Genomic DNA, 25897 nt, shown 5'->3' with positions numbered 1-25897 from the left:
CATTTTTGAGTCAATTTGCACGAGAGCGATCGCCTGTGTTAGTTCTCCAAGCTAAAAGATATCTATCTACAAGTTATTAGCGACTCTATAGATTACTCAAATATTTTTTGCTCAGTCAAAAGATTTAGGACTTATTAAAGGGAGTCTTTTTTTGAGATTTCTTTTTTGTTTTTAATTTTTCGTAGTCTAATTCTTTAAGCTTTTTCATGATTCTACTAAAATATTCCTGCATATAGCTTTCTAACGTAGTAGTTTCATCAGGATTCAACTGAAATACTTCGTATACTTCTGCCATTGGTGCAGTAATAGGCTTCCCCGTAGCCAAGACTTCAGCAAAAGCAAGTCTATCAGACAAGTTCCAACCCCACTGAAAAAACCGCGATACATGGCGCACCGTCCGCAGTAGATTTATGGGCATCCGAGTTATCCGCGCATCTTGTCCTGATAAGCGTTCGCACAAGCTGATAAGTTCTTCTGCACTCCATGCACGAGTACCTACTAAAGGAAAAGTTTTATTTTCTGTTTCCGGTATTTTCAAAGCGCGGACAGCAAATTTGGCAATGTCTTGGGTATCCATGTAAGCAACAGGGGATGATTCTCCAGTAATCCACACGGCTTGTTTTTCTAAAATGGGAATTGCATATTGACCAATCAAGCCCTGCATAAATCCACTTAACTGCAATACGGTGTAATTTAAGCCTGATTGAGCTAAAAATAGCTCCGTACATCGCTTAATTTCCATTAGTGGCACTTCTGGGTATTTATCCGAGTCCAGAAGCGAAAAGAAAATGTAGCGCTCAACCCCCGCCGCCTTCGCCGCTTGAATTAGGGCAACTTTGCCATCCCAATCTACTTGTTTAATACTTAACGAATCTGTAGGGCGACTGGTTGCAGCGTCAATTATCGCTGTAATCCCTTCTAGGGATGGTGGTAAGGTGTCAGGATAACACAAGTTTCCTTGGACAATTTCAGCGCCCCACTCTCTCAAAAATGCTGCTTTTTTCGGGCTTCTGACTAGACAGCGTACTTTATACCCCTCATCTAAAGCGCGGCGAACTACTTGCCTTCCTAATGTTCCTGTGGAACCGACAACTAATAAAGTCATGAGGGGTAATTTTGTGAATGTTAATTTTTATTAATAAAATCTTATCAGAATACGCTTGACAAATACAGAGATAGGGAGGGAGAAAATAAATGCTTACTACTCCTTCCCTGATGGCAAACTAAAGTGCTTCTTCTTCGTCACCTTGAATTTTGAGCAGGGCGTAGCCTAAAACTATGCCGACTAAGATTAAAGAAAAAGACAAAATAATAGCTGTAAACATCTCTCCGCCCATAAGTAAAATCCTCCTGTTGGATTTGGAAAATAATTAGATAGTCGTAACTTATCTTAAAACAGTTTCATGAATTCAATAGAACTAGCAAGCAGCGTCACTACAAAAAAATCTCGTCCGCGTTTGGCTTTGCCCCTAGGTGATCCCGCCGGAATTGGTTTAGAAGTTACTTTACAAGCGTTAAATGACCCAAAGATAAGGGCAGATTGCGATGTAATAGTAATATGCGATCGCCAACAACTAACCAAACTTTACGATCGGCTAATTACTCAACAAAATGTTGAGCCGCAAAAATATATACATCCAAGTAAATTGTCTATTATTGATGTCAGTTGTAGCGGACAAATAACTATCGGTACAGGGAACGCGGCAAGTGGCAAAGCCAGCTTTAGTTACTTAGAAAATGCGATCGCCCGCACTTTGGCAGGAGAATTTGACGGAATTGTCACTGCACCCATTGCCAAATCTGCGTGGAAAGCGGCGGGTTACAATTACCCTGGGCAAACCGAATTATTAGCTGAACGTGCGGGAGTAGAGAAGTTTGGGATGTTATTTGTCGGCAAGTCACCGCATACAGGCTGGACGTTACGGAGTCTTTTAGCTACTACTCATATACCTTTAAGGCAAGTAGCAGACACCCTAAATCCGCAGCTAATGGCAGCCAAACTCGATTTATTGGTAGAGTGCTTAGACAAATATTTTGGGATAGCAAAACCAAGAATTGCGATCGCAGGCTTAAATCCGCACAGTGGCGAACAAGGACAACTAGGCACAGAAGAACAAGAATGGATGATGCCTTGGTTAGAACAAGAACGCGATCGCCGTCCAGGGTTAGTTTTAGATGGGCTAATACCCCCCGATACAATGTGGGTAAAACCTGCTCAAGCGTGGTTTGGTAGTATTGATTCAAAAGCTCACGATGCTTATTTAGCTTTGTATCACGATCAAGGCTTGATTCCAGTTAAACAATTAGCTTTCGATCGCGCAGTAAATACTTCCATTGGTTTACCATTTATCCGCACGTCACCCGATCACGGTACAGCTTTTGATATTGCAGGCTTGGGGATTGCCGATTCTACCAGCATGAAAGCAGCAATTTTATTAGCAAAGGAAATGGTTTATAGCCAACGTTTCTAAAAATAGAGGCGTATCAAAACCTTGGGTAGCAGAAACAATACCCAGAGAAATTTTCCAAAAATTAGTTGGCATCATAGACAACTAGGTCTATTGCGCAAAAACTTCCTCACCTCATAGATAAGACACTTTTGCAGGGGGTTTGGGCGGCATCTTTTCGGAGGAAGAATTCCCCCGAAAAATGCCTCGGGAGGCAACTCGTCCCCCAATGGGGGGCAGACCCCCCAAGCCCTGATTTTTCTTAGCAATCCTCTAGCTATATAAACCTCGATCGAAGTTGCAGAAGTCGCGTATTCTCAAAAAACAGAGTTTTTGTAAAACAAAATGACCCAATACCGAATTACGCTTTTACCAGGAGATGGCATCGGACCCGAAATCATGGCGATCGCCAAAGAAGTATTGCAAGTAGTCGGGCAGCAGTTCGATCTAAGCTTTGAATTTACCGATGCTTTAATAGGCGGCGCAGCAATTGATGCAACGGGCGAACCTTTACCCCCAGAAACCCTAGCTAAATGTCGAGATAGCGATGCGGTGTTATTAGCCGCCATTGGCGGTTATAAATGGGACAACTTACCCCGCCATTTGCGCCCAGAAACTGGACTACTCGGATTAAGAGCAGGTTTAGGATTATTTGCCAACTTGCGCCCAGCAAAGATATTACCTCAGTTAATTGATGCGTCTTCTTTAAAAAAAGAAATAGTAGAAGGCGTAGATATTATGGTGGTGCGCGAACTTACAGGCGGCGTGTATTTCGGGCAGCCAAAAGGAATTTTCACCACCGAAACCGGGGAAAAACGGGGAGTCAATACTATGGCTTACACCGAAAGCGAAATCGATCGCATTGCCAAAGTCGGATTTGAAACAGCACAAAAACGCGGCGGAAAACTTTGCTCAGTAGATAAAGCAAACGTTTTAGACGTATCGCAATTGTGGCGCGATCGCATTAACGAACTCGCCAAAGAATACCCCGATGTAGAACTATCCCACCTGTATGTAGATAACGCCGCTATGCAGCTAATTCGCTACCCCAAACAGTTCAATACCATCGTCACGGGTAATTTGTTCGGAGACATCCTTTCCGATGCCGCAGCCATGCTTACAGGCAGCATAGGAATGTTACCATCGGCAAGTTTAGGCAAAGCAGGAGAGCCGGGAGTATTTGAACCCGTCCACGGTTCAGCCCCCGATATTGCCGGACAAGATAAAGCCAACCCCATCGCTCAAGTATTGAGCGCCGCAATGATGTTACGCTACGCCCTCAATCAACCAACTGCCAGCGATCGCATCGAGCAAGCAGTGATGCAAGTATTAGACAATGGCGATCGCACTGGGGATATTATGGCTCCAGGGATGAATTTATTGGGGTGTAAAGCTATGGGTGAGGCGATAATTAAAGCCTTAGCGATTTAAAAACTATGGATACCCTGCTGGCATTACCCGCTTCTTTCGTCGTTTTTGGATTGGGGGCATCTATAGGCAGTTTTTTAAACGTAGTCATTTATCGAGTCCCTGCCGGATTATCGGTACTTCATCCCCCCTCTCGTTGCCCAAGATGCTTGCATAAACTAGGGTTACGAGAAAATATCCCGGTTTTTGGCTGGTTGATGCTTGGCGGGCGTTGTCGTCATTGCCGGACTAAAATTGCTCCTCGTTACCCAATTGTCGAAGCGGTTACAGGATTAATATTTTTGTGCGTATTTTGGCAGTTTGATGTTTCGATTCAAACCCTTGGCTATTGGACATTTTGTAGTTGGTTACTAGCCCTATCGCTTATCGATCTCGATACCATGACCTTACCCAACTCTCTAACTCAGCCAGGACTAATATTAGGGCTGATATTTCAGTTTGCTGTCGGGTACGTGACACAAAATAGCATTGCTGGAGCAATAAACCAGCTAATGGCAGGAATTATTGGTGCAGTCTTGGGAATATGGTTACTAAACTTAATTACTATATTTGGCTCCTTAGTGCTTGGACAGGCAGCAATGGGTTGGGGCGATAGTAAATTAGCGGCAATGATGGGCGCATGGCTGGGATGGAAATACTTGTTGTTGGCAAGCTTTATTGCTTGCGCTTTGGGGGCATTTATTGGGGGCGGTGCGATCGCGCTTCACATCATCAATCGGCGGCAACCTATGCCTTTTGGTCCTTTTCTGGCGCTGGGAGCATTGATTGTTGTGTTTTGGGGTGAATTTCTTTTATCCACTTACATTGGGTGGTTTTTCCCTACTAGCTAAACACTTGCTCCCTTTCGAGTAAGATCGTAATGTTTAAATTTATGCAGAGCGCTCTAGACTCATGTCCCTGTTTGATTGGTTCGCAAATCGCCGCAAAACTGGCTCTACAAATAAAGAACCCCAACGTGATATTGCCGATGGACTCTGGAATAAGTGCGTAGCTTGCGGCGTACTTGCTTACACCAAAGACTTGCGTGCAAATCAAATGGTCTGCTTAGAATGCGGGCATCACGTCCGCGTTGATAGCGAAGAGCGCATTCGCCAACTAATCGACGATCGCACTTGGAACCCCATTGACCAAAATTTGTATCCCCTAGATCCATTGCAATTTCGCGATCGCAAACCCTACAGCGACAGATTGAAAGAAACTCAAGAAAAAACTGGCTTAGTAGATGCGGTACAAACAGGCATTGGTAAGCTCGACGGCTTGCCCGTTGCTCTAGGCGTAATGGATTTTCGGTTTATGGGCGGTAGTATGGGTTCGGTGGTTGGCGAAAAACTTACCCGTCTAATTGAACAAGCTACCCTCAATCGCTATCCGGCAATTATTATTTGTGCCTCTGGTGGGGCAAGAATGCAAGAAGGAATGTTGAGCTTGATGCAGATGGCAAAAATATCGGCGGCTTTAGAGCGCCACCGCGAAGCGCAATTGCTATACATTCCCGTATTGACAAACCCTACCACTGGAGGCGTTACGGCAAGTTTTGCCATGCTTGGCGACTTAATTATCGCTGAACCCAAAGCTACTATTGGCTTTGCAGGACGCAGGGTAATCGAGCAAACTATCCGCGAAAAGTTGCCAGAGGAGTTTCAAACTGCCGAAGACCTATTGCGTCACGGCTTTGTCGATGCGATCATCCCGCGTCCGCAATTGAAAAAAACCTTGGCTCAACTAATTTGCTTGCATCAGCCAATTACAACTAGACCCGCCGTAGCTTCTTGGCAAAGTGCGATTGACCAAGGGGCAGTGCCGGAGGCAATCGCCCAGCAACCGATTTAACCCATGCCAAGTTTTGGTAACAAATTGCGTTCGCGACATGATATTGATATTAAAGCGGCTTAATCTCTATCTATTACTGAATTATTCATTATGGGTTTTGCAGACTTGTCCATTGCCGAAATAGCGGCGGACTACAACCTCTCCCAACAGGATGTACTAGCTCTGTGCGACCAGTTGGGAATAGCTTATAAATCCTCTAAGACTCGTCTAGCTTTAGAAGATGCCAAAGCAATCATTTCCCACGTCTTGACGCAAATACAATCAAGTTCAAACGAGCGACAAGTTTAAAATGCACTCAACTTTACATAAAAACTAAAAGTTATTAAGATACATGGCATTTTGCTTTGTTGGTGATGACTTTGCCGAAAAATAAGAACCGCAGCCGAATTTATTACCTGTGGTTTTTGCTCGAACAACAGTAATCAAGAGAATTAAGCCCATGATAAATAGCTGTATTCGGAGTCGAAACTTTTGAAGGGGAACTATGTTTAAAAAAACGATCGCTCTTGCGATGGCAACTCTACTACTGGCGTTTGGGCTAGTTGTTGGTGGTGCGGCAGCCGTCGAACTTAGCGAAGCTGTACGGACAGTGCCATTAAATGGTCAAGGAGATACGACGGTACTCAGCCTTAAGCAAGTTCAAGAAGGCAAACGCTTATTTAACTATGCTTGCGCTCAGTGTCATGCTGGGGGCGTAACTAAAACAAACCAAAACGTAGGACTCGATCCCGAAGCCCTAGCTCTAGCAACTCCACCCCGGAATAATATCGAAGGATTAGTCGATTACTTGCATAATCCTACGACTTACGACGGTGAGGAAGAAATTGCTGAATTGCACCCCAGTACCAAGAGTGCAGATATTTACGCAGCAATGAGAAATCTATCAGAAGATGACTTAGTAGCTATTTCCGGTCACGTTTTACTACAACCAAAAATTGTTGGTGATAAGTGGGGCGGTGGCAAAATTTACTACTAAAGCCTGAAACTTAAATCAATAGCCTCCAGCCATCCTCGGAATGCTGGAGGCTTTGATTAAACAGGGCGATCGCTCTTTAAAAAAACAATTAAGGTTGAATTTTATAAATGCTACGTCGATTGTGTTGTGTTATTGCCATAATTTTAATTTCAATTGTCCAAACTTATCCTGCTCAAGCTGCAAATATTGACCGTTATTTAGTGCGTTTTTTGCACGTGACGCAGCCTATAGATTTGGCATTGAACGAAAATGGCGAAACGCGCTCTTATTCTCCTGAAGCCTTAACTCGTGGCAAAGAACTATTTGAAAATAGTTGTCTCAACTGTCATGTAGGCGGCGCTACGTTGCCCGATCCGCAAGTGTCTTTATCTTTGCCCAAACTAAAGGGCGCAACTCCTCCGCGCGACAATATCAACGCTCTTGTTGCTTATTTACGCCAACCAATGGTTTATGACGGTAGCAGCGAAACTTATTGGTGTCGCCAAGTGCCAGAAAGCTGGATGAATCAAGACCAAATAGAAAGTTTGGCAGCTTTCGTCCTCACGGCGGCACAAAAAGCCCCCGGCTGGGGTACGGATAAGCTATAAACAGATAAAACTAGAGTTTATCGATGGTGCGATCGCGCTGTGCAGTACCCAGAAACGGTATTATTGAATAACAAAGATCGATATTTTTGGAGAAAACTATGAAATTAATTGCTGCAACTTTACGGCGCTGCAGTTTAGTAGTATTAACAATGGTGGCGCTAGTGAGCAGCTTTGCTTTATTTACCCCATCGGCGGCGGCGGAAACTTACCAAGTTAAGTTGGGATCGGATAAAGGTATGCTAGTCTTCGATCCTGCCAAACTAACTATCAAACCCGGCGATACCGTTGAGTGGGTAAACAATAAAGTCCCACCTCACAACGTTGTTTTTGATGCAGCTAATAACCCCACCAAGAGCGCAGACTTAGCCAAGGGCTTGTCTCACAAGCAATTGCTCATGACTCCTGGGCAAACTGTAAAAGAAACTTTTTCTGACGCGCCTGCTGGAGAATATACCTACTACTGCGAACCCCACCGTGGCGCAGGCATGATTGGCAAAATTACCGTAGCAGAATAAAGTCTTAGTTTCCCTTGTTGGTTAAAACTTAGCTCATAATTTTATAAAAGGGAAAAGGTTGAAAGTATAACCTTTTCCCTTTTACAATTTTTATCGGTGCAGCGCTATGAGAAAAATTTTGCCCTTCTTACTATCAGTCTTAGCGCAAATAGCATTAAGCACTTTTACGTTTTTACTTTTATACAACTTTCCCGCACTAGCTGTAGAATCCGATCGCGGAGTAGAAATTTTTAGCCATAACTGCGCGGCTTGTCATCTAGGGGGCGGTAATATCGTTATCGATGACAAAAATTTGCACAAACAAGCGTTGATTAAGTACCATATTCATTCTATTGAGGCGATCGCAACTCAAGTAAAGCATGGTAAAAAAGCTATGCCTGCGTTTAAAGGTAGATTAAGCGACTTCCAAATTGAAGCAGTTGCTGCTTATGTACTAAAACAAGCCGAAAAAGGCTGGTAAATTTTTAACTTAAATTAATAAATCCATCCGCAGGCTAGAAGCTACCGAACTAAAAATTAGTTATTCTGTTGCCAGTTTCAAAAAACTGGAAATAAGTCGGCATGGTTCCAATTAGAGACAATAATCCGATAACAATTACTCCTTACGTGACTTTTGGGCTAATTGCGGCAAATATTCTTGCTTTTTTATTCGAGGCAAGTTTACCTCCTCAAGAATTAGATGGATTTTTTCACTTGGCGGCGGTAGTACCAAAAGAACTAACAGCAAGTTTTGGCGGTATAGCAGTAAATCAACCCGTACCAGAATGGATAACCCTAATTACTTCGCAATTTTTGCACGGCGGTATATTACATTTGGGCGGTAATATGCTGTTTTTATGGATTTTTGGCAATAATATTGAAGATCGCTTAGGTCATGTCAAGTTTTTAATTTTTTATCTCGCTTGTGGCGTACTTGCAGGCTTAACTCAGTGGTTTTTCTCGCAAAACTCTGGGATTCCGTCTTTGGGTGCGAGTGGGGCGATCGCTGGGGTAATGGGAGCATACATCCTTCGCTTTCCTCGCGCGGAAGTTTTAACTTTAATTCCTTTGGGTTTATTCTTTCCGGCGGTACGGGTTCCAGCCTTTTACTTTCTAGGGTTTTGGTTTTTGCAACAAGCTTTTTACGGATTTGCCAGCTTTGAAGCACCAACTAATATTGGGATGGAAAGTGGTGGAATTGCTTACTGGGCGCACGCTGGTGGCTTTGTGTTTGGGGCAATTTTAGGTCCGTTACTCGGATTACTCGAACAGACCCCAGAGGAAAAAGCCTATTTATAAAGGCAAAATATAAAAAGATTTGCTTTCTTTATTTAGGAATAATTACCTGTGGTTCCATTACGAGATAACAACCCGATTACAATTACCCCGTATGTTACCTACGGAATATTTATTGCTAACATCGCTGTTTTTGTTTATCAACTAAGTTTGCCCGAAAGACAATTAGAGCAGTTTTTTCACGTTGCGGCGATGGTTCCCTGTGAATTATCTGGTAGTTGCCCTGCAATCGGACAATTACCAGAATGGATGACCTTATTTACCTCCCAATTTTTGCATGGTGGGTTTCTGCATATAGCGGGTAATATGTTGTTTTTGTGGATCTTTGGTAACAATATTGAAGATCGGCTAGGTCATATCAAGTATTTGATTTTTTATCTAGGTTGTGGCGCATTGGCAGCTTTGGCGCAGTGGTTTTTCTCGCAAAATTCAGGCATTCCATCGTTGGGGGCAAGTGGTGCGATCGCTGGAATTATGGGTGCGTACATTCTCCGCTTTCCCCACGCCAAAGTTTTAACTTTAGTTCCTCTAGGGTTTTTTATTACTACTTTCCAACTTCCCGCTTATTTGTTTCTAGGCTTTTGGTTTCTTCAACAAGCCTTTTTTGGTGTTGCAAGTTTGGGAGTGAGGACAAATGTAGGCATGGAAAGCGGCGGAATTGCTTATTGGGCGCACGCTGGGGGCTTTGTATTTGGGGCGGTTTTGGGACCAATGTTAGGGCTAATGAGGCGCGATTAAAATAACCTAATGGCACAACTCACCCTAATAATAGGCAACAAAAACTATTCTTCGTGGTCATTGCGTCCTTGGCTGGCTATGAAGCAATCGGGGATAGAATTTTTGGAAGTTCGTATTCCCCTTGATAATCCGACTACGCAGCAAGAAATTTTGAAATATTCCCCCGCCGGAAAAGTCCCGATTCTCAAGCACGGCAACTTAACAATTTGGGACTCTTTAGCTATTTGCGAGTATGTAGCTGAAGTTTTCCCTCAAACTAATTTATGGACGCGAGATATAGCAAAACGAGCGATCGCACGTTGCGTTAGCGCAGAAATGCACTCTGGATTTTCTAACTTGCGTCAGCATATGCCAATGAATTGTCGGGCTAAGTTGCCTGGAAAAGGAATACAGCCAAAAGTACAAGCAGATATCAATCGAATTACAGCTATTTGGCGCGAGTGTCGGGAAAAATTTGCCAATGAAGGCGATCTGTTGTTTGGAACTTTTACAATTGCTGATGCCATGTTTGCGCCAGTAGCATCACGCTTTGTTACTTACGATGTCAAGCTAGATCCAATTTCATCGGCTTATGTAGAGCAGATTTATTTGCTCCCGGCTATGCAAGAGTTGCTGAAAGCGGCAAGTTTAGAATCAGAATATCTAGAACAAGAAGAAATTTACTAAGTTTTATTTTTTAGCAGCAGAATCAAAATGATTAGTAAAGAGCAGGCGGAACACTATAATTGGGGCAATCTCTGTGATGGCTGGCATCTTGTCAAGCAGCCAGAAGCACCCGCTTTTTTTAGCTGACGAGTGATTTGCCAAGAACATAAGGTAAGTATGCTCAACTGCCCAAGTAGCGCCATAAAAATGTTAAATACCCCAGCATTTTCAACGGCAGCAGAAGCAAAGACGGTAAATAACCATAAAGTTAAGCCGTTGGTAGGATCTCCAAAAAGTAAGCCAAGTATAAAGGGCGGCAAAGCAATTACCACCCCCAAGATGCCCGTTATCCAAAGTCCCTGTTTTTGAATTTGCATAAATGCAACTAATTGAGAAGTCGCGGCATAGACCATAATTAAGCTTAAACTCAGAACCAAAGCCATCAAAACTGATAATTTATCGCGCTCGTCTAATGCTATAAGAATCCAGGGAATTAAGATAATAGCTGTAATTGCGGTGTTAAGAGCGATCGCAACTATTGCTGGACTTTTTTCACCCCATACTAAATCTCGAACTAGAGATGAATTTAATAATCCCTTGGGGCTAAAGTGTTTTTGCTTTCTATATCGCGCCCAATCTTGTACAGCTTGTCTTTGAGGTGTAAGCGCAATAATTAAGCCGAAAAACAGCAGGAAGTTGTAAGCAAGTAAAATCTGAAAATGGTATATTAACCCAGATTTTTCGCCAAAAACAGCAAAGCCTAAAGCTACTACTTCAAAGCAAGCAACTAATAGATAACTTTGACGTTTACTAAATATGCTCTTACTAGGATTAGGAAAGCGGCGCTGCATAGCTTGCCAACTCCAATAGGTCCACAAACTGTAATTTAAGACCGAAATACTGACTACGCCTAGAATTCCTAGCCCTACAGGCAAGTTAAACCAGTGTAAATTTTGAATTTCTAATTGAGAGAACGAAATTGTCGGTTCGTTGCCAGTAGCTGAGATTAGATATTGAAGAATTAAAGCTGGAGAAAATACATTTAGCCAATCAAAAGGATCGCTTTCTATCCGTTTACGCAAAGCAAAGCAGAGGAATATTAAAACAGTACCACTCCCTAACCAAGCCTCAAATCCACTCAATACACTAGAACTAACTAAGCCAAATAGTAGGGAGAGGCTATAAAAAAATACGCAACTGGTTCCTAATACGCCGTAAAAGCTCAAAATCCGAATTAAAGGAATATGAGCAACTAATCCAGCCCCCAAATGCAAAGGTACAGCCAAAAGCGCGACTATATAGAGCAAAATCGGTACTCCTAAAATTTTGCCCCATAAAATACTTTGAGGCGATCGCGGACTCAAACGAATAAAGTTTAGCGTCCCTTTACGTTCTTCTTGAGCTAAGTTGTCAATTAATAGGTAAGTTCCGGCTACTAATAAACCAAATATGCCAATTAAGCTCAACAGTGAAGTACCCCAACTTGCTTCGCTGAAGTTGGGGCTTCCAACACAACTGGCAAGGGCGGTCTTATTCGCCTTTGGAGTTTCCCGTTTCAACAGCCGATGCCACGTTAGGTACTCATTTCTGAGTTCGGGACTAGACCCGATGATGGTCTTACTCCGCCTCCACAGGCAGTCGTCCCACTTCCTGAGACGAAAATATTTTGTTTTTTTGGTTTAGAACTTATGTATGAAAAGTTACGTTATTCGCCTTTCAAGTTCAGTGCAGTCTCTAGGGTTTTTATCTGCTCTGTAAGCGGTTCGCCGACTGCGGCTACGTCCTCTCTCCCGACTAGAGCTTTGGGTATATGTATAATCTCATACCTAGAAGTGAAAGTCAAGACTAATTGGAGACTAAGAGTCTCCCGCTATCCATCCCCTCCCTGCCTGCGGCGAGGAAGGGGAATTCCGCGAAATCCGGTTAAAAATAAGTCTAGCGACCATCTTTGCCAGTCAATAACCAAATTGCCCGCCGCATCTACAAGACATTTGCGAAAAGTCCTATCTTCAGGGGCTATACAGTAAGGACTGCTAGTAGGCAATACTTCTATAGAGTTTCTATCTAATGTTGCGCGTGGTACGCGCAGCAGAAAAGACATCAATAGTAAGAACTGACCTAGGATGGATATGGCTCCAGCTAAGATTAAGTTGCGCGGTTTGTGAGTCGTCCTTTGAGTTCTCTTAATAGTTGGGGATTCCAATCGCCTAGCGGATCGAGCCAGTCTAGTTTCAACATAAAAATTCTCTGTTTAGTTTGTTATTCGCGGCTTGGGAATATGCACTTAATCAAGATGGTTGTTTGTGACCGAGTTTGAGAAAAATAGTTTCTAAGTCTTCCTGACTGCAATGAAACTCTGTAATTGGGATGCCAGCATTAATCAAAGACTGCAATAATTTTGCACTATCAGTGCGATCGCCTATAAAGTAAACTCGCATACTATTTGTTTGTGGCACAAGTTCCCATTCTTCAATTAATGGATGCTCGATTAGTTGAGCTTTGAGAGTTTCTAAGTCTCCTAACGTTGATATAACAATCTGTTGGCGGCTTTGGCGTTGGTAAAGATCGGTTAGATTGCAGCTTTCTACCAAATAGCCTAACTCCATAATTCCTATCGAGGTACAAAGTTCTGCTAAGTCGCTAAGGACGTGAGAGGAAATCAATATCGTCATTCCAGCTTCTTGCAATACTTTAATAATTTCCCGAAATTGCTGTCGGGCGATGGGGTCTAGTCCAGAAACTGGCTCATCTAAAAGTAGTAAAATCGGTTCGTGAATAATGGTTCGAGCCAAACTAAGACGCTGTTTCATTCCCCGCGACAGCGAATGAATTTGACTATTGCGCTTGTATGTTAATTGAACAAGTTCTAATACTTCGTTTAGGCGCTGACGGCGACGAGGATTTTTTAATAGGTACAACCGGGCAAAATAATCTAGATAGTCCCAAACGCTCAGATCGTTATATAATGGGAAATCATCGGGTAAGTAGCCGAGATGACGCTTAAGTAAAGGGTTGCTTTGGTCTAACAATAAGCGATCGCCATTGATATAAATTTCGCCGTTAGTCGGTTCTTCCGCCGCCGCCAACATCCGAATTAGGGTAGTTTTTCCCGCACCGTTTGGTCCGATCAACCCATAAACTTCACCTACAGCTATTTCTAAGTCAACATCATTAACGGCAATATGGCGATCGAAGCGCTTAGTTATTCCACAAGTTTTGATTGCTAATTCCTTGGTCATAGGTGCAGAAACTGATAGCCGTTTTTTGGTCTAGCCTAGCCTGTACTTACTAACTTAGGTGTCGAGTTGCATAAATTGAAACAATAGATTAGACTTCTACACTGTTAGATGAGAGCAACCTTGTATGGAGATGCGCTGTCATCTGGGCGCGGGAAGAAACCTCAAGTTTACGAAACATCCTTTTGAGGGCTTGCTTGACAGAGTTTTCGGTAATCCAAAGTTCAACGCCAATTTCTGCATTTGTCCGTCCTTGAGCAACCAATTGAGCAATTTGGATTTCACGAGGAGTCAAGAAATCGCTTTCTAGCTTTTGTGGAGGTGGCGATCGTACTGTCGCAGCCCAAGTAGATAAATGCAAACATAGCGCGCTCAAGTCTGCTAGATTTTGAGCATCAAACGCAGGCATAACCTGTTCGCGGGTAAAACCTACAGCCCCAACTAATTGACCGCTACTGACAATAGGACCTGCCATAACGTGCCAGTGATCGGCGCGTGGACAAATCAGCCGCCAGGTTTTGGGAGATGCTAGTAAACCCTCATGTACGGGGGCATGACGCTCTACGAGATAACGCGCAACGGGATTGTATTCAACTGATAGTGCCAATTGCATTGTTTTATGGAGATTGCTATTGGCAGAAGAAAGCCGATCGAAGAAGAATACACCACAACGTTTTGCTTGAAAATACCCGCGCCCCGTTTCTACAACCTGCGATCGCAATTGATGTTCGTTTTTTGCTTGAGAAATCGCTTGAAATAATGGTTGCAGAATACTTGTCATAGTTGCCAAAGTGTACCCGATCGAGGACTGGGCTGAACAGGGTTACTAATCCTATTCTAGTTTTATTCCTAGTAAGCGCCATTAGGACAATTGATTTTATGACTGACTCACAAAAACCCATCATTATTGGCTTAGTAATTTATCCAGGCATGACGGCACTCGATATTGTGGGACCCCAACAAGTTTTTAGCGCCCTCCCTGGTGTCAAAATTCATCGCCTCTGGAAAACGCTAGACCCGATTGAAACCGATGATGGAATGGTGATTTTGCCAGATACCACTTTTGAAGCTTGTCCGCCCTTAGACGTTATCTGTATCGGCGGCGGCTTAGGACAAAGGGCAGTAGTAGACGATCCAAAAGTGCTTGAATTTCTCCAGAAGCAAGGTAGCACCGCAAAGTTTGTTGCCTCTGTGTGTGGAGGTGCTGAGTTTTTGGCAAAAGCAGGACTGCTACAAGGCTATCGAGCCACGACTCACTGGATAGCACGGGAACAACTGGCACAATTGGGAGTTGAAGTCGGAACAGAGCGAGTTGTAATTGACCGAAATCGCATTACAGGCGGGGGTGTTACGGCAGGCATTGATTTTGGTCTAACGATTGCTGGCATACTTTGTGGTGAGGAAATCGCCAAACTCGCACAACTAATGTTGGAGTACGATCCAGCCCCTCCCTTCGATGTAGGTTCACCCGAAAAAGCAGGGGCGGATTTAGTGCATAAGGCGATGTCCTATGCTACGGGGACATTGGGTTTAGAAGTAAAGTAGGCAGTTTAATATGACCGCAAATTCAGAAATTGAGCGCACTTCCACCCATTGGGTACAAATTGGTTTTTACGCAACTTCAATCGTCTTTAACCTCTGCTTGATTGCTCAGTTATTAACGGTTGGAGTTGCCTACTTCAACGATCCTGCATGGTGGAATATTCATGTTTGGCTAGTGCGAGGGTACAGTGGATTAACCTTAATATTACTGGGATGGGCGTTTGTTGCTCCTTTCTCAAACAAAGTGCGATCGCTCACTGTCAGTCTACCTGTGCTGCTTGGGCTACAATTTGCCAGCATTCATCTCAAGACTCCTTTCCACCTAGAGGTACTCCATCCTCTGATTGGATTCACGTTACTCTATGTTTCTTCAAGCCTTGTTCATCGTGTATCGTGTAGTTTATCGTCCAAACATATTGGGGCTGAGGCAGCTTGAGCCGTAGAAATGGTGCGATCGCAATTGATGTTCGTCTTTTGCTTGAGAAACCGCCTGAAATAATGGTTGGAGAAGAATTGTCATAATTGCCAAAGTGTACCCGCTCGAGGACTGGGCTGAGTAGGGCTATTAGTCTTATTTTAGCTTTAGTCCTCTAACGCACCAAAATCTATGTCTCAGTATGCTCATCCTGAAGTTTTAGTCGATACTCAATGGCTTGCAAGTCGGTTGGGCGCTTTTAATATCCGAGTGGTAGAAGTAGATACCAGCCCAGAGTTATACAAAAATGCTTATATTCCTGGAGCAGTTTTTTGGAATATTTTTGCTGGCTTACTACTGCCAAATCTAAGCATAAATCTCGATCCAGTTTCTTACTTTAAACGTTGATGGAACTTTCAAGTCGATGGATCAATTGCAGGCACTTTATAGCAGCAAAGGAATTACAGCAAATAAACAAGTCTTTCCCTACTGTGCTATTGGTGGGCGCTCTGGTTATACCTGGTTTGTGCTGAAATACTTGCTCGGTTATCCAAGGATTCGTAACTACGATGGTTCTTGGAACCAATGGAGCCGCATTCCCGATGCTCCGGTAGAGAAGTAAGCTGCTAGAAGTTTGTCACAATAAATAGAGCGATCGCACCTTAATTTAATTCATTTCATGACAACTTCTACCTCTATTCTCTCAAATACCACAACTAAAACTTGGACTTGGCAAGGGTTTCCAATTTGTTACCAAGCCCAAGGCGATCGAGGACCTGCGATCGTTCTAATTCATGGCTTTGGCGCTTCGTGGTGGCACTGGCGGCACAATATACCTGTACTAGCTCAATTTGCCCGCGTGTATGCGATCGATTTAATTGGCTTTGGCGCTTCAGCTAAGCCAATTCCGGGCGAACTAAAACCAGGCGAACAAGTGCCTTACTCCTTTGAAACTTGGGGACGGCAAATTGCTGATTTTTGCACTGAAGTTGTCGGCGAACCAGTTTTTTTAGTTGGTAACTCTATTGGTTGTATTGCTGCAATGCAAGCGGCGGTATACGCACCAGATAAAACTTTGGGAGTTGCTTTACTCAATTGTTCTTTGAGACTGCTGCACGATCGCAAACGCCAAAATTTACCTTGGTATCGCCGTTTTGGAGCGCCTTTAGTCCAAAAACTTTTATCGATTCAACCTATCAGTCAGTTTTTTTTCAATCAATTAGCTAAGCCGCAGACAGTACGCAAGATCTTGTTGCAAGCTTACGCCCACCCGGAAGCTGTAACCGATGAATTGGTAGATATTTTGATGGCTCCAGCCCGCGATGCTGGGGCATTAGCCGTATTTGTTGCTTTTACGGCTTACGGTCAAGGTCCTTTGCCTGAAGACTTGTTAGCAGTGCTGCCATGCCCAGCTATTATGCTGTGGGGAACTGCTGACCCTTGGGAACCAGTGGATTTGGGCAGAGAATTAGCTAAGTTTCCCCAAGTCCAAAAGTTTATTCCTCTAGAAGGTGTAGGGCATTGTCCCCAAGATGAAGTGCCAGAATTGGTTAATCCAATTTTGCAGGCATGGATTGAAGAAAATTCCCCCTAAATAACCAACATAAATTTATTGCTTAAGCTGTTCTTGTTTTTTCAGCCAGTCTTGTCCTAGTTGAATTGTGATGTCAGATTGGAGATTGCCTGTACTTTCTACGCGCACTTCACCGACATTTAGCGCTTGACGAATTGTTTGAGCGCTATTGTCATCGCCTTGCTGGGCGACAATATGAGTTACATCCAAGGGTTCGCTCCAGCGTCTTGCCACGTATACATTCCGGTAGCCAGCTTCCGCTAGAGAATTTACCAATGATTGGACTGCTCCATCATTCCCTGTGCTATCTTGAATTGCTACTCTTAATCTTGCTGGATCTATCTCCGCTTGCATTCCTTCAGCCGGAACTTTGAAATACTGAGTCATCATCATCGCAATGCGATCGCTATCGGGTAGCCAGTAACTGGCGCTATATTCTCTCGGTTCGCTAAAACGTCCTGGTACTAGCAACATTTGCACATCAGAGCGTTTCGTCTGTACGCCAAACCCTACTAACGCCATTAGTTCCTGGACGGTCAAATTAGTATCAATGTGCGATTGAATTACCTCTAACATTTTGGGAACGCGGGTCACGGTGGTAGGGTTTAATGCTTGTTCCATTAAAGACCGCATCAATATTTGCTGCCGTTGAATGCGCCCAATATCACCATTTTCGTCGTAACGAAAGCGCAGAAATTGTAATGCTTGGTTGCCATTTAGGTGCTGTTTTCCGGCTTTGAGGTTGATGTACAAGTGTTGGCTATCGTCTTGATACTTCATATCTTTGGGAACGTAAACTGTTACCCCACCTAAAGCATCAACTAACTTTTCTATACCTTGGACGTTGATTCTGACATAGCGATCAATAGGTGCGCCGTTTAGTAGTTCGCTAGTAGCTTGAGCGCTAAGGGCAGGACCGCCGCGATAGTTGGCTGAGTTAATTTTGTTAAAGCTGTGTCCTTCTACAGCTACGCGGGTATCTCTTGGAATTGAAAGTACGGCTAATTTTTTGGTTGCCGGATCGAAACGCAGCAACAACATTGTGTCGGAAAGCCCTTCAAAAGAGTTAATTGTGGCGTGATAGCCCAACTTGTCGCTACCAGGAGGAGGATTGTTCACGTCTGAGGTGAGGACTTTTACACCCAAAACTAAAATATTTACTGGGCGAGTTAGTTCCGAAAGCTTCAAACCACCGCGAGATATGCGATCGCCTTTACCAAATATTGCTTCTTGTTCGGGGCTAAGTTCTGCTTGCATCAAGGGTTTACTTGATAAAGAAACTGCAAGCAGCGCTCCGGCGGTGGCTGATATCATTGCTACACCCGTTAAACCTGCCCAAAACCACAACCAACGACCAGTCTCGGAACGACGAGAGGATTTTTTAATTGCTTTTGTGGAACTTATCGAAGGAGACTTTCGCTCAGAATGTTTTTGAACTGCCACGGACTTCCTCACACTTAAATTAACACCAAAAATAATTACACTCAATGAAAGCGACCTTTTCAGCATTTAGCGAATAATTATTGACTAAATATGCCAAATAGACAATCTTTAGCCGTCAGCCGCCCTACTTATTACAAAATTCAACGGTCAAGGATAAAGTTTACTCGGATTATATTTAACTAGCAAACTGCATTTTTACGTAAAATGCAGGGGAAGGTATAATTTTTTGGTTTCAATTTTTAGGATAGGTATTTATCTAATTGCTTTGCCAAATTGCTAAACCCTGGCAAGCGCACGGATTTACGCTTATAAAGGCGCACCATTAACAAAATACTGACTAAAAAGTAGCCTGAAGTTAAAAAAGTATTTAATATTAATAGCCGCAGCGATAAAAATTCTGAAGTTTCTGCTCCCATTCCTAGCAATAAATAACCAATTAACCAACTACCTGCTAAGGTTACAGACAAACGACTGACTTTCAATTGTTCCGCTCCGGCAGCAGAATTGCCAGCTTTTTCACCCTGGTAGAGCGTCCATGAAGCCGGAAAAAAACCAAGGACTGGGATTAAATAGAAAAATAGCTGTAAATGATTAAGGTCTAAATTGTCTGTTGGTTCAACATTTTTCATATTGTCTGCGAAAATCCCGAACTAGAGGGATGAGTTTAAGAGGTGAATTTAGAGATAATGTAACCGCTTGAGCAAATTCGATTGTATTTTATCCGGCAGTAGGCAAATGCAGAAACGCATAATACTTGGATGGTGGCATGGAATGACCCTAGGAGGGCGATTAACTGCGATCGCTCTTGTAGCTCCTCTAATCGTACTTAATGCTTGGGCAGTTTCTTCGATATTCAATTATTTCAACTCGCTAATTGTAATTTTAGTGGCAGCCTCTCTACTAGCATTTTTGCTCAATTATCCGGTGAGCTGGATGGAGAGCAAGGGCGCTAAACGAGAACAAGTAGCTATTTTGGTGTTTTTGGCAGCTTTATCAATTTTGCTGGCTTTGGGGGTAACTTTAGTGCCGCTTGTACTTACCCAAGCTCAACAGTTGGTAATTCGTTTGCCAGAGTGGATTGATTCGGGACGCTATCAGTTACTATTATTGAATCAATGGGCAGACAATCAAGGTTTCCCCCTCAACCTCGATGCGCTATTGGTACAAATTAATGATCGCCTCAAAGGACAACTGCAAGCAATCGCATCTCAAGTATTAAATCTGGCGGTACTTACGGTTACTAGCTTGCTAGATTTTGTATTGACGATGGTTCTAGCTTTTTATTTGTTGCAGCATGGCGACAGTTTGTGGCAAAGTTTAATCGAATGGCTCCCAGCTAAAATTCGCCAACCGTTTTCTCAAACTTTACGGCTGAGCTTTCAAAATTTCTTTATTGGACAGCTAATTTTTGGCACTTGCATGGCTTTTGCCTTAATTCCTACCTTTTTGTGGCTAAAGGTTCCTTTTGGGTTGCTATTTGGCTTAACCATAGGCATTATGGCACTAATTCCGTTTGGGGGGACCGTAGGAATTATTGCTACTACTCTATTAGTTGCCTTGCAAGATTTTTGGTTGGGTTCGCGGGTATTAATTGCGGCGGTAATTGTCCAGCAAATTCTCGAAAACTTGGTTGCTCCCCGGATTTTGGGTAGTGTTACGGGCTTAAATCCTGTATGGATATTGATATCTGTGTTAACAGGGGCAAGAGTCGGAGGACTATTAGGGGTAATTGTAGCTGTGCCTACGGCGGTAGTAATTAAAACAGCCTTAAGTGCCATACGCGGGCGCAATAATGCCACAGGAGAAGCATCAATCGCCACAGATACAAGTTTATTAGAGCCAGAAACTAATGATACAACTCAAACTACCGTTGAAGTAGTGCAACCGCAGCTTAAAAAATTAGCGACGGATTAATTGTTAGAGGCGATCGCGCGATTGCTGCTGAATAGAAGATGGCGGTTGAATAAATAAGGAGGAAGAAGTAGTATCAAGCTTTGAGTATCCAGCGACAGAAAAGCTTAGCATCACTACGCTGGCGGCAGATAGTGCGTACCGTCTTCCTAACCGAGTTGCATAGCGTCGCAGCTTAAAACTTGCCTTTTGACTGGAGGGTTGCTGATTCATAAGTACCTTGTTTACTCTAGAAAATCTAAGTTAAGGCGATGAGTGTTGCTAATAGTCAAGACTTTACTATGGCACTATCCATGAGGCGATCGCGCCTTAGTTACTATTTTGGTAACAGGATTATTTGATTTTTTTAGCGCGTCCACCAAGCAAGAGCGTAAGGTTGATAGGCTTTGTTGACTTGTTGAGAAAATTGGACGCGGATTTTGTATTTGCCTGGACGCGGAACCGGGCAGAAAATATGCTCTACACTATCAACTTTGCTAATAGACTTGCAGATACTAGGCACATTTTTGGATTCGGTGCTAACTAAGTAAAGGTCTAAGTTATTTAAACCGTGATCGCGAAAAACCTCTTTGAGATCGTACTGTGCGTTTTTATTGGGATCATTTAGCTCGACCAACCGATTCCAAACTAGAGTTAATGCCACAAAACTACCTTGAACCAAAGGTTTAGCTAATACATATTCTTGAACGGAATTGGCGTTAATGTTACCGTAATCCCAGCCAATTGCTGGCACAACTGCCTTTGGTTTCGATTCTCCTGGGCTAAATTGTTGGTAAGCGCGAAAGGCGTTGAGTTGCCCGGTTCCCATTTGAGCGTGGAGAGGAATTTGAGGGTCGGTGTAAGCATCCGAGCTAGTCCAATCTTGATTTTGCTTATCAATAATTGTCTTAGTCATTGCCAGGCGCAAATAGTCGCCTCTATCCTGTATTTTGTCGGCAGAATTGAGCATTACAGCTTTCATTACTTCTTGGCGACGAGAATTCAAGCTCCAATTATTTCTTTTGACACGCAATTGTTTATCGCCGTATTCCTGTAATAAGGCAACTGTTGCCGTTACGTGTGGGGCGGCAAAACTTGTACCCGTTACTTTTGTAACTTTACCGTTGGGGTTGAGTAAAAAAATATTGCTTCCTGGTGCTACGAGGCCAATCGCGCGACGAATGCCCTGGTTTACTTCTTTGCCATTTAGCCGCCCTTTTATCCCGACTCTGGTGTCGCTCAAATTAGAAACATCTACCTTATTAAAAATTCCTGCTCTGCGACTGCTAAAAGCAACATTAATGCCGTTGTAATTATCTGTAGGAATAGGAATACCCCCCTTCCCTTGATTGCCAGCGATCGCGTACAAGACGTTGTGGAAGCGACTAGACCAGTCAATACACTGAGTCAATAACGCATTACCATCTAAACGAGCATTTAATCTAGGATCTCGCTCTAAAGTTTCGCCAAAGCTAATGTTGATAGCCCGAACATCGCCGCTATTTTGCATGGCTACGTGCTGGGTAGACAAGCATTCTTCGGGTTGACCTGCAGTTTTGAGGGAACCAACCGCTCCAGAATACAGCCTTGCTTCTGGTGCTACGCCGCGAATAGCTTTATCAGAACTAATCATGACGCTGGCAACGTTTTCGGCGTGGGGATCTAAGTTACTATTTGCTTTGGCTGGGCGATCGCGTAAAAATACTCCTGCTAATGCGATCGCTCGATTTCCCGATACGGCTTTATCTAGTCCATACTGTCCGGGACGACCGATTTCTACTTGTCCGATACTAATTTTGCGACCAACTAAATTGTAAGGAAATTGGTGCAAGCGCAAAGCATCAATTCCCGATTTGCCGATCGATGTATCTTGTAGCGCCAAAACTGGGCTACTCAGCCCAAACGCACTCAATCCCCCAATTGTCCACGCCAGTTGTTTTATCATCCGATCTCAACACAAGTCTTTGCACCCAAACACTTAATTTTAATTGTTTTTAGATGAGGAACAGCAACTTTGACTACGTTAGTGGAAGCCGTCGCCCAATGTTAAAATGTTTATAACTGAGGACTTAGGAGAACTAATCTATGACTAATGCGCCATCGCCCAAACCAATTGTAATTGCTCCATCTATCCTATCTGCTGATTTTAGCCGTTTGGGAGATGAAATTAGAGCGATAGATGCCGCCGGAGCCGATTGGATTCACGTTGATGTCATGGATGGTCGATTTGTCCCAAATATTACCATTGGTCCATTAATCGTTGAGGCAATTCGTCCAGTTACCAAAAAGCCTTTAGATGTCCACTTGATGATTGTGGAACCCGAAAAGTATGTAGAAGATTTCGCCAAAGCTGGAGCAGATCATATCTACGTCCACGCCGAACACAATGCGTCTCCTCACTTACATCGCACTTTAGGACAAATTAAAGAACTCGGCAAAAAAGCTGGGGTGGTACTTAATCCTGGTTCGCCTTTAGAGTTGATTGATTACGTTCTAGAATTATGCGATTTAGTCTTGATCATGAGTGTAAACCCTGGTTTTGGCGGTCAAAGCTTTATTCCTGGCGTACTTCCCAAAATTCGCAAGTTGCGCGCTATGTGTGACGAGCGCGGCTTAGATCCTTGGATTGAAGTAGATGGCGGTTTGAAAGTTAATAATACTTGGCAAGTAATTGAAGCGGGTGCAAATGCGATCGTTGCAGGTTCGGCGGTATTCAATGCGCCCGATTATGCAGAAGCAATTAAGGGTATTCGCAATAGCAAGCGTCCTTCCCCAGAACTTGCAGCCGTTGGTAGTCTTAAATAAGAAAGGATATTTTACAGGTTCAGGGGTGTGTGCTTCAAGGGCAAGCCACACCCACTGCCAATTGCTAGTAACCGTCTACATCTGTACCGTTAGATTTTTACTTTTTTGGCACTTCTGAATCCGACACATTAAGAACAGGATTTTGGGTAAAGAAACCCCTGGACATAATTTTAAAACTCGCTCGGTGAACGTTCATAATTGGCCATTCTTCTGGTCGGGGGATATGGGTAACTCCCATCGTGTACCAGACAACGAGATCCTTTCCATCTAAGGATTCGTTATCATTTACCCATTGAGGCAAACCTTGGTCGGGTAAACCTTGATTGGGATAGTCTCCGGCGGCATAAAGTTCATCTGGCTTATACTGTGTGACCCAAAGATGATGATTTGCAAATTGTCCTCGATGACGCACATTAGAATCAGCTAGGGGATAAAAGACGCTATTCTCGCCTGGCATGAGCAGATAAGAAATGGCTCCACCCAAAGCATTTTTCTTAGTAGCATTCTCAATCATCCACGAACGACTTTCGGCAAGGTTCATATCCCGTACGGCTAACGATTCGCTTGAGAGCGGAATTTCTTCCATTTTGAAGGCGTTAGATTGGGGATTTGACTCACTTTTGGGCAAGACCGCCACTTTCATTTCTGTCACCCGATTTGCAGTTCCATCAACATCAAAATCTAGACGGAAATTAATGAAATGTTGGTGATTAATCGCTAAAACATTAGGAGCTACCAATTGACCAAATTGGTTGCCATCCTGTCCGGCGGTGACTGCTTCTGTGCCTTTAACTAGCATAATCCCCGTTAGATCGGTTTGGACTTCTAGGGTTCCATCTTCACGAAAAACCCAGTTAATACCATAATCATAATTCCCGATCGCTGCTACTGTAGTTAAGACTAATTCTCGACTGCGATGCCCTTCATAAGTTTCCGTATTAGCATCATAATGTCTCCAGAGAATACCAGCATCCTTTTCATAGATGGCAATTAAATCCTTGCCTACCGCCGGGCTACCCGCATCATCAGCAAATAACGCATCCAACAGCAGCGCATTTACTGGTACATCTTTGCCCTTGGTTAAAGTCGTCGAAAGCCGACCATAGCGATATTCTCCTACATCAAAGGCACTTCTGACAGCCCAAGATGGTGAAGTATCTGCGTAAGGGACGACCATTTCTGATAATCCTGCTCGATAGAGAATTGGACGAACTTTGCCCTTATCGTTGTAAGACACCTGATATAAGGTCAAACCTTCCCTAGGATGCATGAGATAGCGAAACTTCCAATTTTGCCAAGTAACTTCATTTTTGTTGACTTTAAAAGTCACTCCTTGGGGTTGCTGAATCTGTAGAAGTTTAGGCGCAGGTTGTAATGGTTTTAGTGAAGCTGGATCGTAATCAAAATTCGTTTTAGAAAAGGGAACAACCCCACGATCGACTACTTCAACCACTTTTTTGTTATTTAAATCAATGACGATCACCAAGCCTTCAACAGGAGAACCATAGTAATTCGTCCGCTTTTTGTCTTTGTAGTAAGTCACGCCCCGCATTAATCGCTTACCAGAGGCTATTTCTTGCTCGCTCATTAGCCCCATTGCCCAACCGTCAACCACCACACTCTCTAAGTCGGTAATTCCGCGTTTTTTCATAGCTGCTTGCCAACGTGGATCGGTTTTGGCTAAGGTTGATAGAACTTCATAATCATCATCAACTAAGGCTGGTTGTCCATCAGAGACTTCTTTCCAAGACGAAATACTAGCTTTTTTGAGATCGACGATGGCTTCATAGGTTTTATTCTTAGCAGGTTCTAAGACGACAACAAAGGCTTCACGGGCGATAGGATTACCGATTTTAAAATCCAAGACCTTTGCTTTATCTGGATCTCGTAGGGATAGATTGGGAAATACCACGCGATCGCTTAAAGATTTTTCTTTTTTGAGGACGGTTACAGCCGTCTTAATCTCTGCCGCAGTTAAGGGTTCAAGGGGATGGGTAATCTGAGATGGTTTATCGATTTGGGGCGATTGAGCTAGGATTTGACTAGCCATTATCAGCGCGATCGCAACAGGTAAGAAGATAAATCTCAACCCTTGCAGCCATCTTATTTTTTTCATACTTTGAGAACTTACTTTGATGGTTAAACTGAGCAGTTGACCTATTATCAACGAATTTGCTGCCTATAGCGAGATTTTTTCAGAGTCAGAAAAATTTATCTTGCTCTAAAAAACCAGAAAACCATATTAGAGCTAAGCGTTGCTAAATTTTTAGCGTAAATAATGATCGATGCGCGATCCAAAAACCGCCGTTACAACTGCTAGTCTGGTTGCAAAAACTCACACATTTAATCAGTCACACCCGGCGCTATTTGGTATTGCAGCGATCGCTATTGATAAATTGCTACAACTTCAAGATTATCCATTCTTATACCAATTCTTTATGAAGCTGCGCTAAATAAAGCTTCAAGGATGAAATTGTAAGAAGTGAGAGAAGCAATCGTCTCAGGAGTGATGGCAAGGAGTGCATCAGTTAACTTCTGCTGTAGTTGTGGGA

The 25897-nt window shown here is 43.3% G+C and carries 29 protein-coding genes and 1 pseudogene; 19 read left to right on the top strand and 11 right to left on the bottom strand.

Translation table 11 applies throughout. The features are described from left to right. Window positions 1-124 precede the first annotated feature (124 nt). Both AC2VE5_RS12110 and petM read right to left on the bottom strand, forming a co-directional pair. A complete protein-coding gene (locus tag AC2VE5_RS12110) occupies window positions 125-1105 on the bottom strand; it encodes an SDR family oxidoreductase (protein ID WP_486887999.1) in 981 nt (326 codons plus the stop codon). A 118-nt stretch (window positions 1106-1223) separates the two neighbouring features. After that, window positions 1224-1337, bottom strand: coding sequence for a cytochrome b6-f complex subunit PetM (gene petM, locus AC2VE5_RS12105; protein ID WP_009630805.1), 114 nt, complete (start codon window positions 1335-1337; stop codon window positions 1224-1226). Window positions 1338-1403: 66 nt separating this feature from the next. On the opposite strand from petM, the gene pdxA reads away from it, so the two are divergent. The 12 genes from pdxA (at window position 1404) to AC2VE5_RS12045 (ending at window position 10462) form a co-directional block, all read left to right on the top strand. After that, entirely contained in the window at window positions 1404-2471 is a 1068-nt protein-coding gene (gene pdxA, locus AC2VE5_RS12100; RefSeq protein ID WP_486887998.1) for a 4-hydroxythreonine-4-phosphate dehydrogenase PdxA, read from the top strand. Between the two features lie 321 nt (window positions 2472-2792). Then, on the top strand, window positions 2793-3878 hold the full coding sequence (leuB, locus tag AC2VE5_RS12095) for a 3-isopropylmalate dehydrogenase (RefSeq protein ID WP_486887997.1): 1086 nt from the start codon (window positions 2793-2795) through the stop codon (window positions 3876-3878). Between the two features lie 5 nt (window positions 3879-3883). Then, window positions 3884-4705 (top strand): prepilin peptidase, encoded by an 822-nt coding sequence (locus AC2VE5_RS12090; RefSeq protein ID WP_486887996.1) that lies wholly within the window; start codon window positions 3884-3886, stop codon window positions 4703-4705. A gap of 61 nt (window positions 4706-4766) precedes the next feature. After that, window positions 4767-5705, top strand: coding sequence for an acetyl-CoA carboxylase, carboxyltransferase subunit beta (gene accD, locus AC2VE5_RS12085; protein ID WP_486887995.1), 939 nt, complete (start codon window positions 4767-4769; stop codon window positions 5703-5705). A gap of 90 nt (window positions 5706-5795) precedes the next feature. Further along, complete coding sequence (locus AC2VE5_RS12080) at window positions 5796-5993, top strand: translation initiation factor IF-2 (RefSeq protein WP_486887994.1); 198 nt, start codon at window positions 5796-5798, stop codon at window positions 5991-5993. Between the two features lie 196 nt (window positions 5994-6189). Further along, window positions 6190-6681, top strand: a complete 492-nt coding sequence (psbV, locus tag AC2VE5_RS12075) for a photosystem II cytochrome c-550 (protein ID WP_486887993.1) — start codon at window positions 6190-6192, stop codon at window positions 6679-6681. 107 nt (window positions 6682-6788) lie between these two features. Beyond that, on the top strand, window positions 6789-7268 hold the full coding sequence (psbV2, locus tag AC2VE5_RS12070; protein WP_486887992.1) for a photosystem II cytochrome PsbV2: 480 nt from the start codon (window positions 6789-6791) through the stop codon (window positions 7266-7268). 98 nt (window positions 7269-7366) lie between these two features. Further along, window positions 7367-7783 carry a plastocyanin gene (petE, locus tag AC2VE5_RS12065; RefSeq protein WP_486887991.1) on the top strand — a complete coding sequence of 139 codons (417 nt, stop codon included), beginning with the start codon at window positions 7367-7369 and terminating at the stop codon, window positions 7781-7783. 106 nt (window positions 7784-7889) lie between these two features. Continuing rightward, entirely contained in the window at window positions 7890-8243 is a 354-nt protein-coding gene (petJ, locus tag AC2VE5_RS12060; protein WP_486887990.1) for a cytochrome c6 PetJ, read from the top strand. A gap of 101 nt (window positions 8244-8344) precedes the next feature. Next, the gene (locus AC2VE5_RS12055; protein WP_486887989.1) at window positions 8345-9061 is read left to right on the top strand and encodes a rhomboid family intramembrane serine protease; all 717 of its coding nucleotides are present in this window, start codon (window positions 8345-8347) and stop codon (window positions 9059-9061) included. A gap of 48 nt (window positions 9062-9109) precedes the next feature. Beyond that, on the top strand, window positions 9110-9796 hold the full coding sequence (locus AC2VE5_RS12050) for a rhomboid family intramembrane serine protease (RefSeq protein ID WP_486887988.1): 687 nt from the start codon (window positions 9110-9112) through the stop codon (window positions 9794-9796). Window positions 9797-9805: 9 nt separating this feature from the next. After that, window positions 9806-10462 carry a glutathione S-transferase family protein gene (locus AC2VE5_RS12045; protein ID WP_486887987.1) on the top strand — a complete coding sequence of 219 codons (657 nt, stop codon included), beginning with the start codon at window positions 9806-9808 and terminating at the stop codon, window positions 10460-10462. Between the two features lie 53 nt (window positions 10463-10515). On the opposite strand, the gene AC2VE5_RS12040 is transcribed toward AC2VE5_RS12045, so the two are convergent. From AC2VE5_RS12040 to AC2VE5_RS12025, 4 genes are all read right to left on the bottom strand, one after another. Continuing rightward, on the bottom strand, window positions 10516-12000 hold the full coding sequence (locus tag AC2VE5_RS12040; protein ID WP_486887986.1) for an ABC transporter permease: 1485 nt from the start codon (window positions 11998-12000) through the stop codon (window positions 10516-10518). 311 nt (window positions 12001-12311) lie between these two features. Next, window positions 12312-12542 (bottom strand): hypothetical protein, encoded by a 231-nt coding sequence (locus tag AC2VE5_RS12035; protein ID WP_486887985.1) that lies wholly within the window; start codon window positions 12540-12542, stop codon window positions 12312-12314. A 187-nt stretch (window positions 12543-12729) separates the two neighbouring features. Then, the gene (locus AC2VE5_RS12030) at window positions 12730-13680 is read right to left on the bottom strand and encodes an ABC transporter ATP-binding protein (protein ID WP_486887984.1); all 951 of its coding nucleotides are present in this window, start codon (window positions 13678-13680) and stop codon (window positions 12730-12732) included. Between the two features lie 88 nt (window positions 13681-13768). Next, window positions 13769-14458 carry a helix-turn-helix transcriptional regulator gene (locus tag AC2VE5_RS12025; RefSeq protein WP_486887983.1) on the bottom strand — a complete coding sequence of 230 codons (690 nt, stop codon included), beginning with the start codon at window positions 14456-14458 and terminating at the stop codon, window positions 13769-13771. A 98-nt stretch (window positions 14459-14556) separates the two neighbouring features. Between AC2VE5_RS12025 and AC2VE5_RS12020 the strand changes: the two genes are divergently transcribed. The 4 genes and pseudogenes from AC2VE5_RS12020 (at window position 14557) to AC2VE5_RS12005 (ending at window position 17228) form a co-directional block, all read left to right on the top strand. Beyond that, window positions 14557-15222 (top strand): DJ-1/PfpI family protein, encoded by a 666-nt coding sequence (locus AC2VE5_RS12020; RefSeq protein ID WP_486887982.1) that lies wholly within the window; start codon window positions 14557-14559, stop codon window positions 15220-15222. Window positions 15223-15232: 10 nt separating this feature from the next. Then, entirely contained in the window at window positions 15233-15655 is a 423-nt protein-coding gene (locus AC2VE5_RS12015; protein ID WP_486887981.1) for a DUF6220 domain-containing protein, read from the top strand. A 171-nt stretch (window positions 15656-15826) separates the two neighbouring features. Beyond that, window positions 15827-16256 (top strand): annotated as a pseudogene (locus AC2VE5_RS12010) (sulfurtransferase). Between the two features lie 57 nt (window positions 16257-16313). After that, a complete protein-coding gene (locus AC2VE5_RS12005; protein WP_486887980.1) occupies window positions 16314-17228 on the top strand; it encodes an alpha/beta fold hydrolase in 915 nt (304 codons plus the stop codon). A gap of 15 nt (window positions 17229-17243) precedes the next feature. On the opposite strand, the gene AC2VE5_RS12000 is transcribed toward AC2VE5_RS12005, so the two are convergent. Together AC2VE5_RS12000 and AC2VE5_RS11995 are read right to left on the bottom strand one after the other, a co-directional pair. Continuing rightward, window positions 17244-18650 (bottom strand): LCP family protein, encoded by a 1407-nt coding sequence (locus tag AC2VE5_RS12000; RefSeq protein ID WP_486887979.1) that lies wholly within the window; start codon window positions 18648-18650, stop codon window positions 17244-17246. A 239-nt stretch (window positions 18651-18889) separates the two neighbouring features. Beyond that, the gene (locus tag AC2VE5_RS11995) at window positions 18890-19279 is read right to left on the bottom strand and encodes a hypothetical protein (RefSeq protein WP_486887978.1); all 390 of its coding nucleotides are present in this window, start codon (window positions 19277-19279) and stop codon (window positions 18890-18892) included. Window positions 19280-19385: 106 nt separating this feature from the next. On the opposite strand from AC2VE5_RS11995, the gene AC2VE5_RS11990 reads away from it, so the two are divergent. Beyond that, on the top strand, window positions 19386-20564 hold the full coding sequence (locus AC2VE5_RS11990) for an AI-2E family transporter (protein WP_486887977.1): 1179 nt from the start codon (window positions 19386-19388) through the stop codon (window positions 20562-20564). Window positions 20565-20567: 3 nt separating this feature from the next. Here the strand turns inward: AC2VE5_RS11990 and AC2VE5_RS11985 are convergent, their stop codons facing one another. Both AC2VE5_RS11985 and AC2VE5_RS11980 read right to left on the bottom strand, forming a co-directional pair. Further along, a complete protein-coding gene (locus AC2VE5_RS11985; RefSeq protein WP_486887976.1) occupies window positions 20568-20774 on the bottom strand; it encodes a proteinase inhibitor I4 serpin in 207 nt (68 codons plus the stop codon). 133 nt (window positions 20775-20907) lie between these two features. Continuing rightward, window positions 20908-22485 (bottom strand): S8 family serine peptidase, encoded by a 1578-nt coding sequence (locus AC2VE5_RS11980; protein ID WP_486887975.1) that lies wholly within the window; start codon window positions 22483-22485, stop codon window positions 20908-20910. A gap of 140 nt (window positions 22486-22625) precedes the next feature. Between AC2VE5_RS11980 and rpe the strand changes: the two genes are divergently transcribed. Beyond that, window positions 22626-23345 carry a ribulose-phosphate 3-epimerase gene (gene rpe / locus AC2VE5_RS11975; RefSeq protein WP_486887974.1) on the top strand — a complete coding sequence of 240 codons (720 nt, stop codon included), beginning with the start codon at window positions 22626-22628 and terminating at the stop codon, window positions 23343-23345. Window positions 23346-23442: 97 nt separating this feature from the next. Here the strand turns inward: rpe and AC2VE5_RS11970 are convergent, their stop codons facing one another. Next, the gene (locus tag AC2VE5_RS11970; RefSeq protein WP_486887973.1) at window positions 23443-25461 is read right to left on the bottom strand and encodes a primary-amine oxidase; all 2019 of its coding nucleotides are present in this window, start codon (window positions 25459-25461) and stop codon (window positions 23443-23445) included. Between the two features lie 169 nt (window positions 25462-25630). Here AC2VE5_RS11970 and AC2VE5_RS11965 point away from each other — a divergent pair, with 169 nt between their 5' ends. Then, window positions 25631-25798 (top strand): hypothetical protein, encoded by a 168-nt coding sequence (locus AC2VE5_RS11965; RefSeq protein ID WP_486887972.1) that lies wholly within the window; start codon window positions 25631-25633, stop codon window positions 25796-25798. The last annotated feature ends 99 nt before the right edge of the window (window positions 25799-25897 follow it).

This window comes from Aliterella sp. E5.1 (assembly GCF_057473825.1).
The sequence above is the reverse complement of the archived record's forward strand: the minus strand, read 5'-3'. Positions and strand labels throughout refer to the sequence as shown.

Coding starts and splice junctions, on each gene's coding strand:
- AC2VE5_RS12025 (WP_486887983.1), bottom strand. CDS start 14,458: ATGACAAGTATTCTGCAACCATTATTTCAAGCGATTTCTCAAGCAAAA.
- petJ (WP_486887990.1), top strand. CDS start 7,890: ATGAGAAAAATTTTGCCCTTCTTACTATCAGTCTTAGCGCAAATAGCA.
- AC2VE5_RS12005 (WP_486887980.1), top strand. CDS start 16,314: ATGACAACTTCTACCTCTATTCTCTCAAATACCACAACTAAAACTTGG.
- leuB (WP_486887997.1), top strand. CDS start 2,793: ATGACCCAATACCGAATTACGCTTTTACCAGGAGATGGCATCGGACCC.
- pdxA (WP_486887998.1), top strand. CDS start 1,404: ATGAATTCAATAGAACTAGCAAGCAGCGTCACTACAAAAAAATCTCGT.
- petM (WP_009630805.1), bottom strand. CDS start 1,337: ATGGGCGGAGAGATGTTTACAGCTATTATTTTGTCTTTTTCTTTAATC.
- AC2VE5_RS11985 (WP_486887976.1), bottom strand. CDS start 20,774: ATGAATCAGCAACCCTCCAGTCAAAAGGCAAGTTTTAAGCTGCGACGC.
- AC2VE5_RS11980 (WP_486887975.1), bottom strand. CDS start 22,485: ATGATAAAACAACTGGCGTGGACAATTGGGGGATTGAGTGCGTTTGGG.
- AC2VE5_RS12110 (WP_486887999.1), bottom strand. CDS start 1,105: ATGACTTTATTAGTTGTCGGTTCCACAGGAACATTAGGAAGGCAAGTA.
- AC2VE5_RS12090 (WP_486887996.1), top strand. CDS start 3,884: ATGGATACCCTGCTGGCATTACCCGCTTCTTTCGTCGTTTTTGGATTG.
- AC2VE5_RS11995 (WP_486887978.1), bottom strand. CDS start 19,279: ATGAAAAATGTTGAACCAACAGACAATTTAGACCTTAATCATTTACAG.
- rpe (WP_486887974.1), top strand. CDS start 22,626: ATGACTAATGCGCCATCGCCCAAACCAATTGTAATTGCTCCATCTATC.
- AC2VE5_RS12020 (WP_486887982.1), top strand. CDS start 14,557: ATGACTGACTCACAAAAACCCATCATTATTGGCTTAGTAATTTATCCA.
- AC2VE5_RS12045 (WP_486887987.1), top strand. CDS start 9,806: ATGGCACAACTCACCCTAATAATAGGCAACAAAAACTATTCTTCGTGG.
- accD (WP_486887995.1), top strand. CDS start 4,767: ATGTCCCTGTTTGATTGGTTCGCAAATCGCCGCAAAACTGGCTCTACA.
- AC2VE5_RS12055 (WP_486887989.1), top strand. CDS start 8,345: ATGGTTCCAATTAGAGACAATAATCCGATAACAATTACTCCTTACGTG.
- AC2VE5_RS12030 (WP_486887984.1), bottom strand. CDS start 13,680: ATGACCAAGGAATTAGCAATCAAAACTTGTGGAATAACTAAGCGCTTC.
- psbV (WP_486887993.1), top strand. CDS start 6,190: ATGTTTAAAAAAACGATCGCTCTTGCGATGGCAACTCTACTACTGGCG.
- AC2VE5_RS11990 (WP_486887977.1), top strand. CDS start 19,386: ATGCAGAAACGCATAATACTTGGATGGTGGCATGGAATGACCCTAGGA.
- AC2VE5_RS12015 (WP_486887981.1), top strand. CDS start 15,233: ATGACCGCAAATTCAGAAATTGAGCGCACTTCCACCCATTGGGTACAA.
- AC2VE5_RS11965 (WP_486887972.1), top strand. CDS start 25,631: ATGCGCGATCCAAAAACCGCCGTTACAACTGCTAGTCTGGTTGCAAAA.
- AC2VE5_RS11970 (WP_486887973.1), bottom strand. CDS start 25,461: ATGAAAAAAATAAGATGGCTGCAAGGGTTGAGATTTATCTTCTTACCT.
- AC2VE5_RS12080 (WP_486887994.1), top strand. CDS start 5,796: ATGGGTTTTGCAGACTTGTCCATTGCCGAAATAGCGGCGGACTACAAC.
- psbV2 (WP_486887992.1), top strand. CDS start 6,789: ATGCTACGTCGATTGTGTTGTGTTATTGCCATAATTTTAATTTCAATT.
- petE (WP_486887991.1), top strand. CDS start 7,367: ATGAAATTAATTGCTGCAACTTTACGGCGCTGCAGTTTAGTAGTATTA.
- AC2VE5_RS12035 (WP_486887985.1), bottom strand. CDS start 12,542: ATGTCTTTTCTGCTGCGCGTACCACGCGCAACATTAGATAGAAACTCT.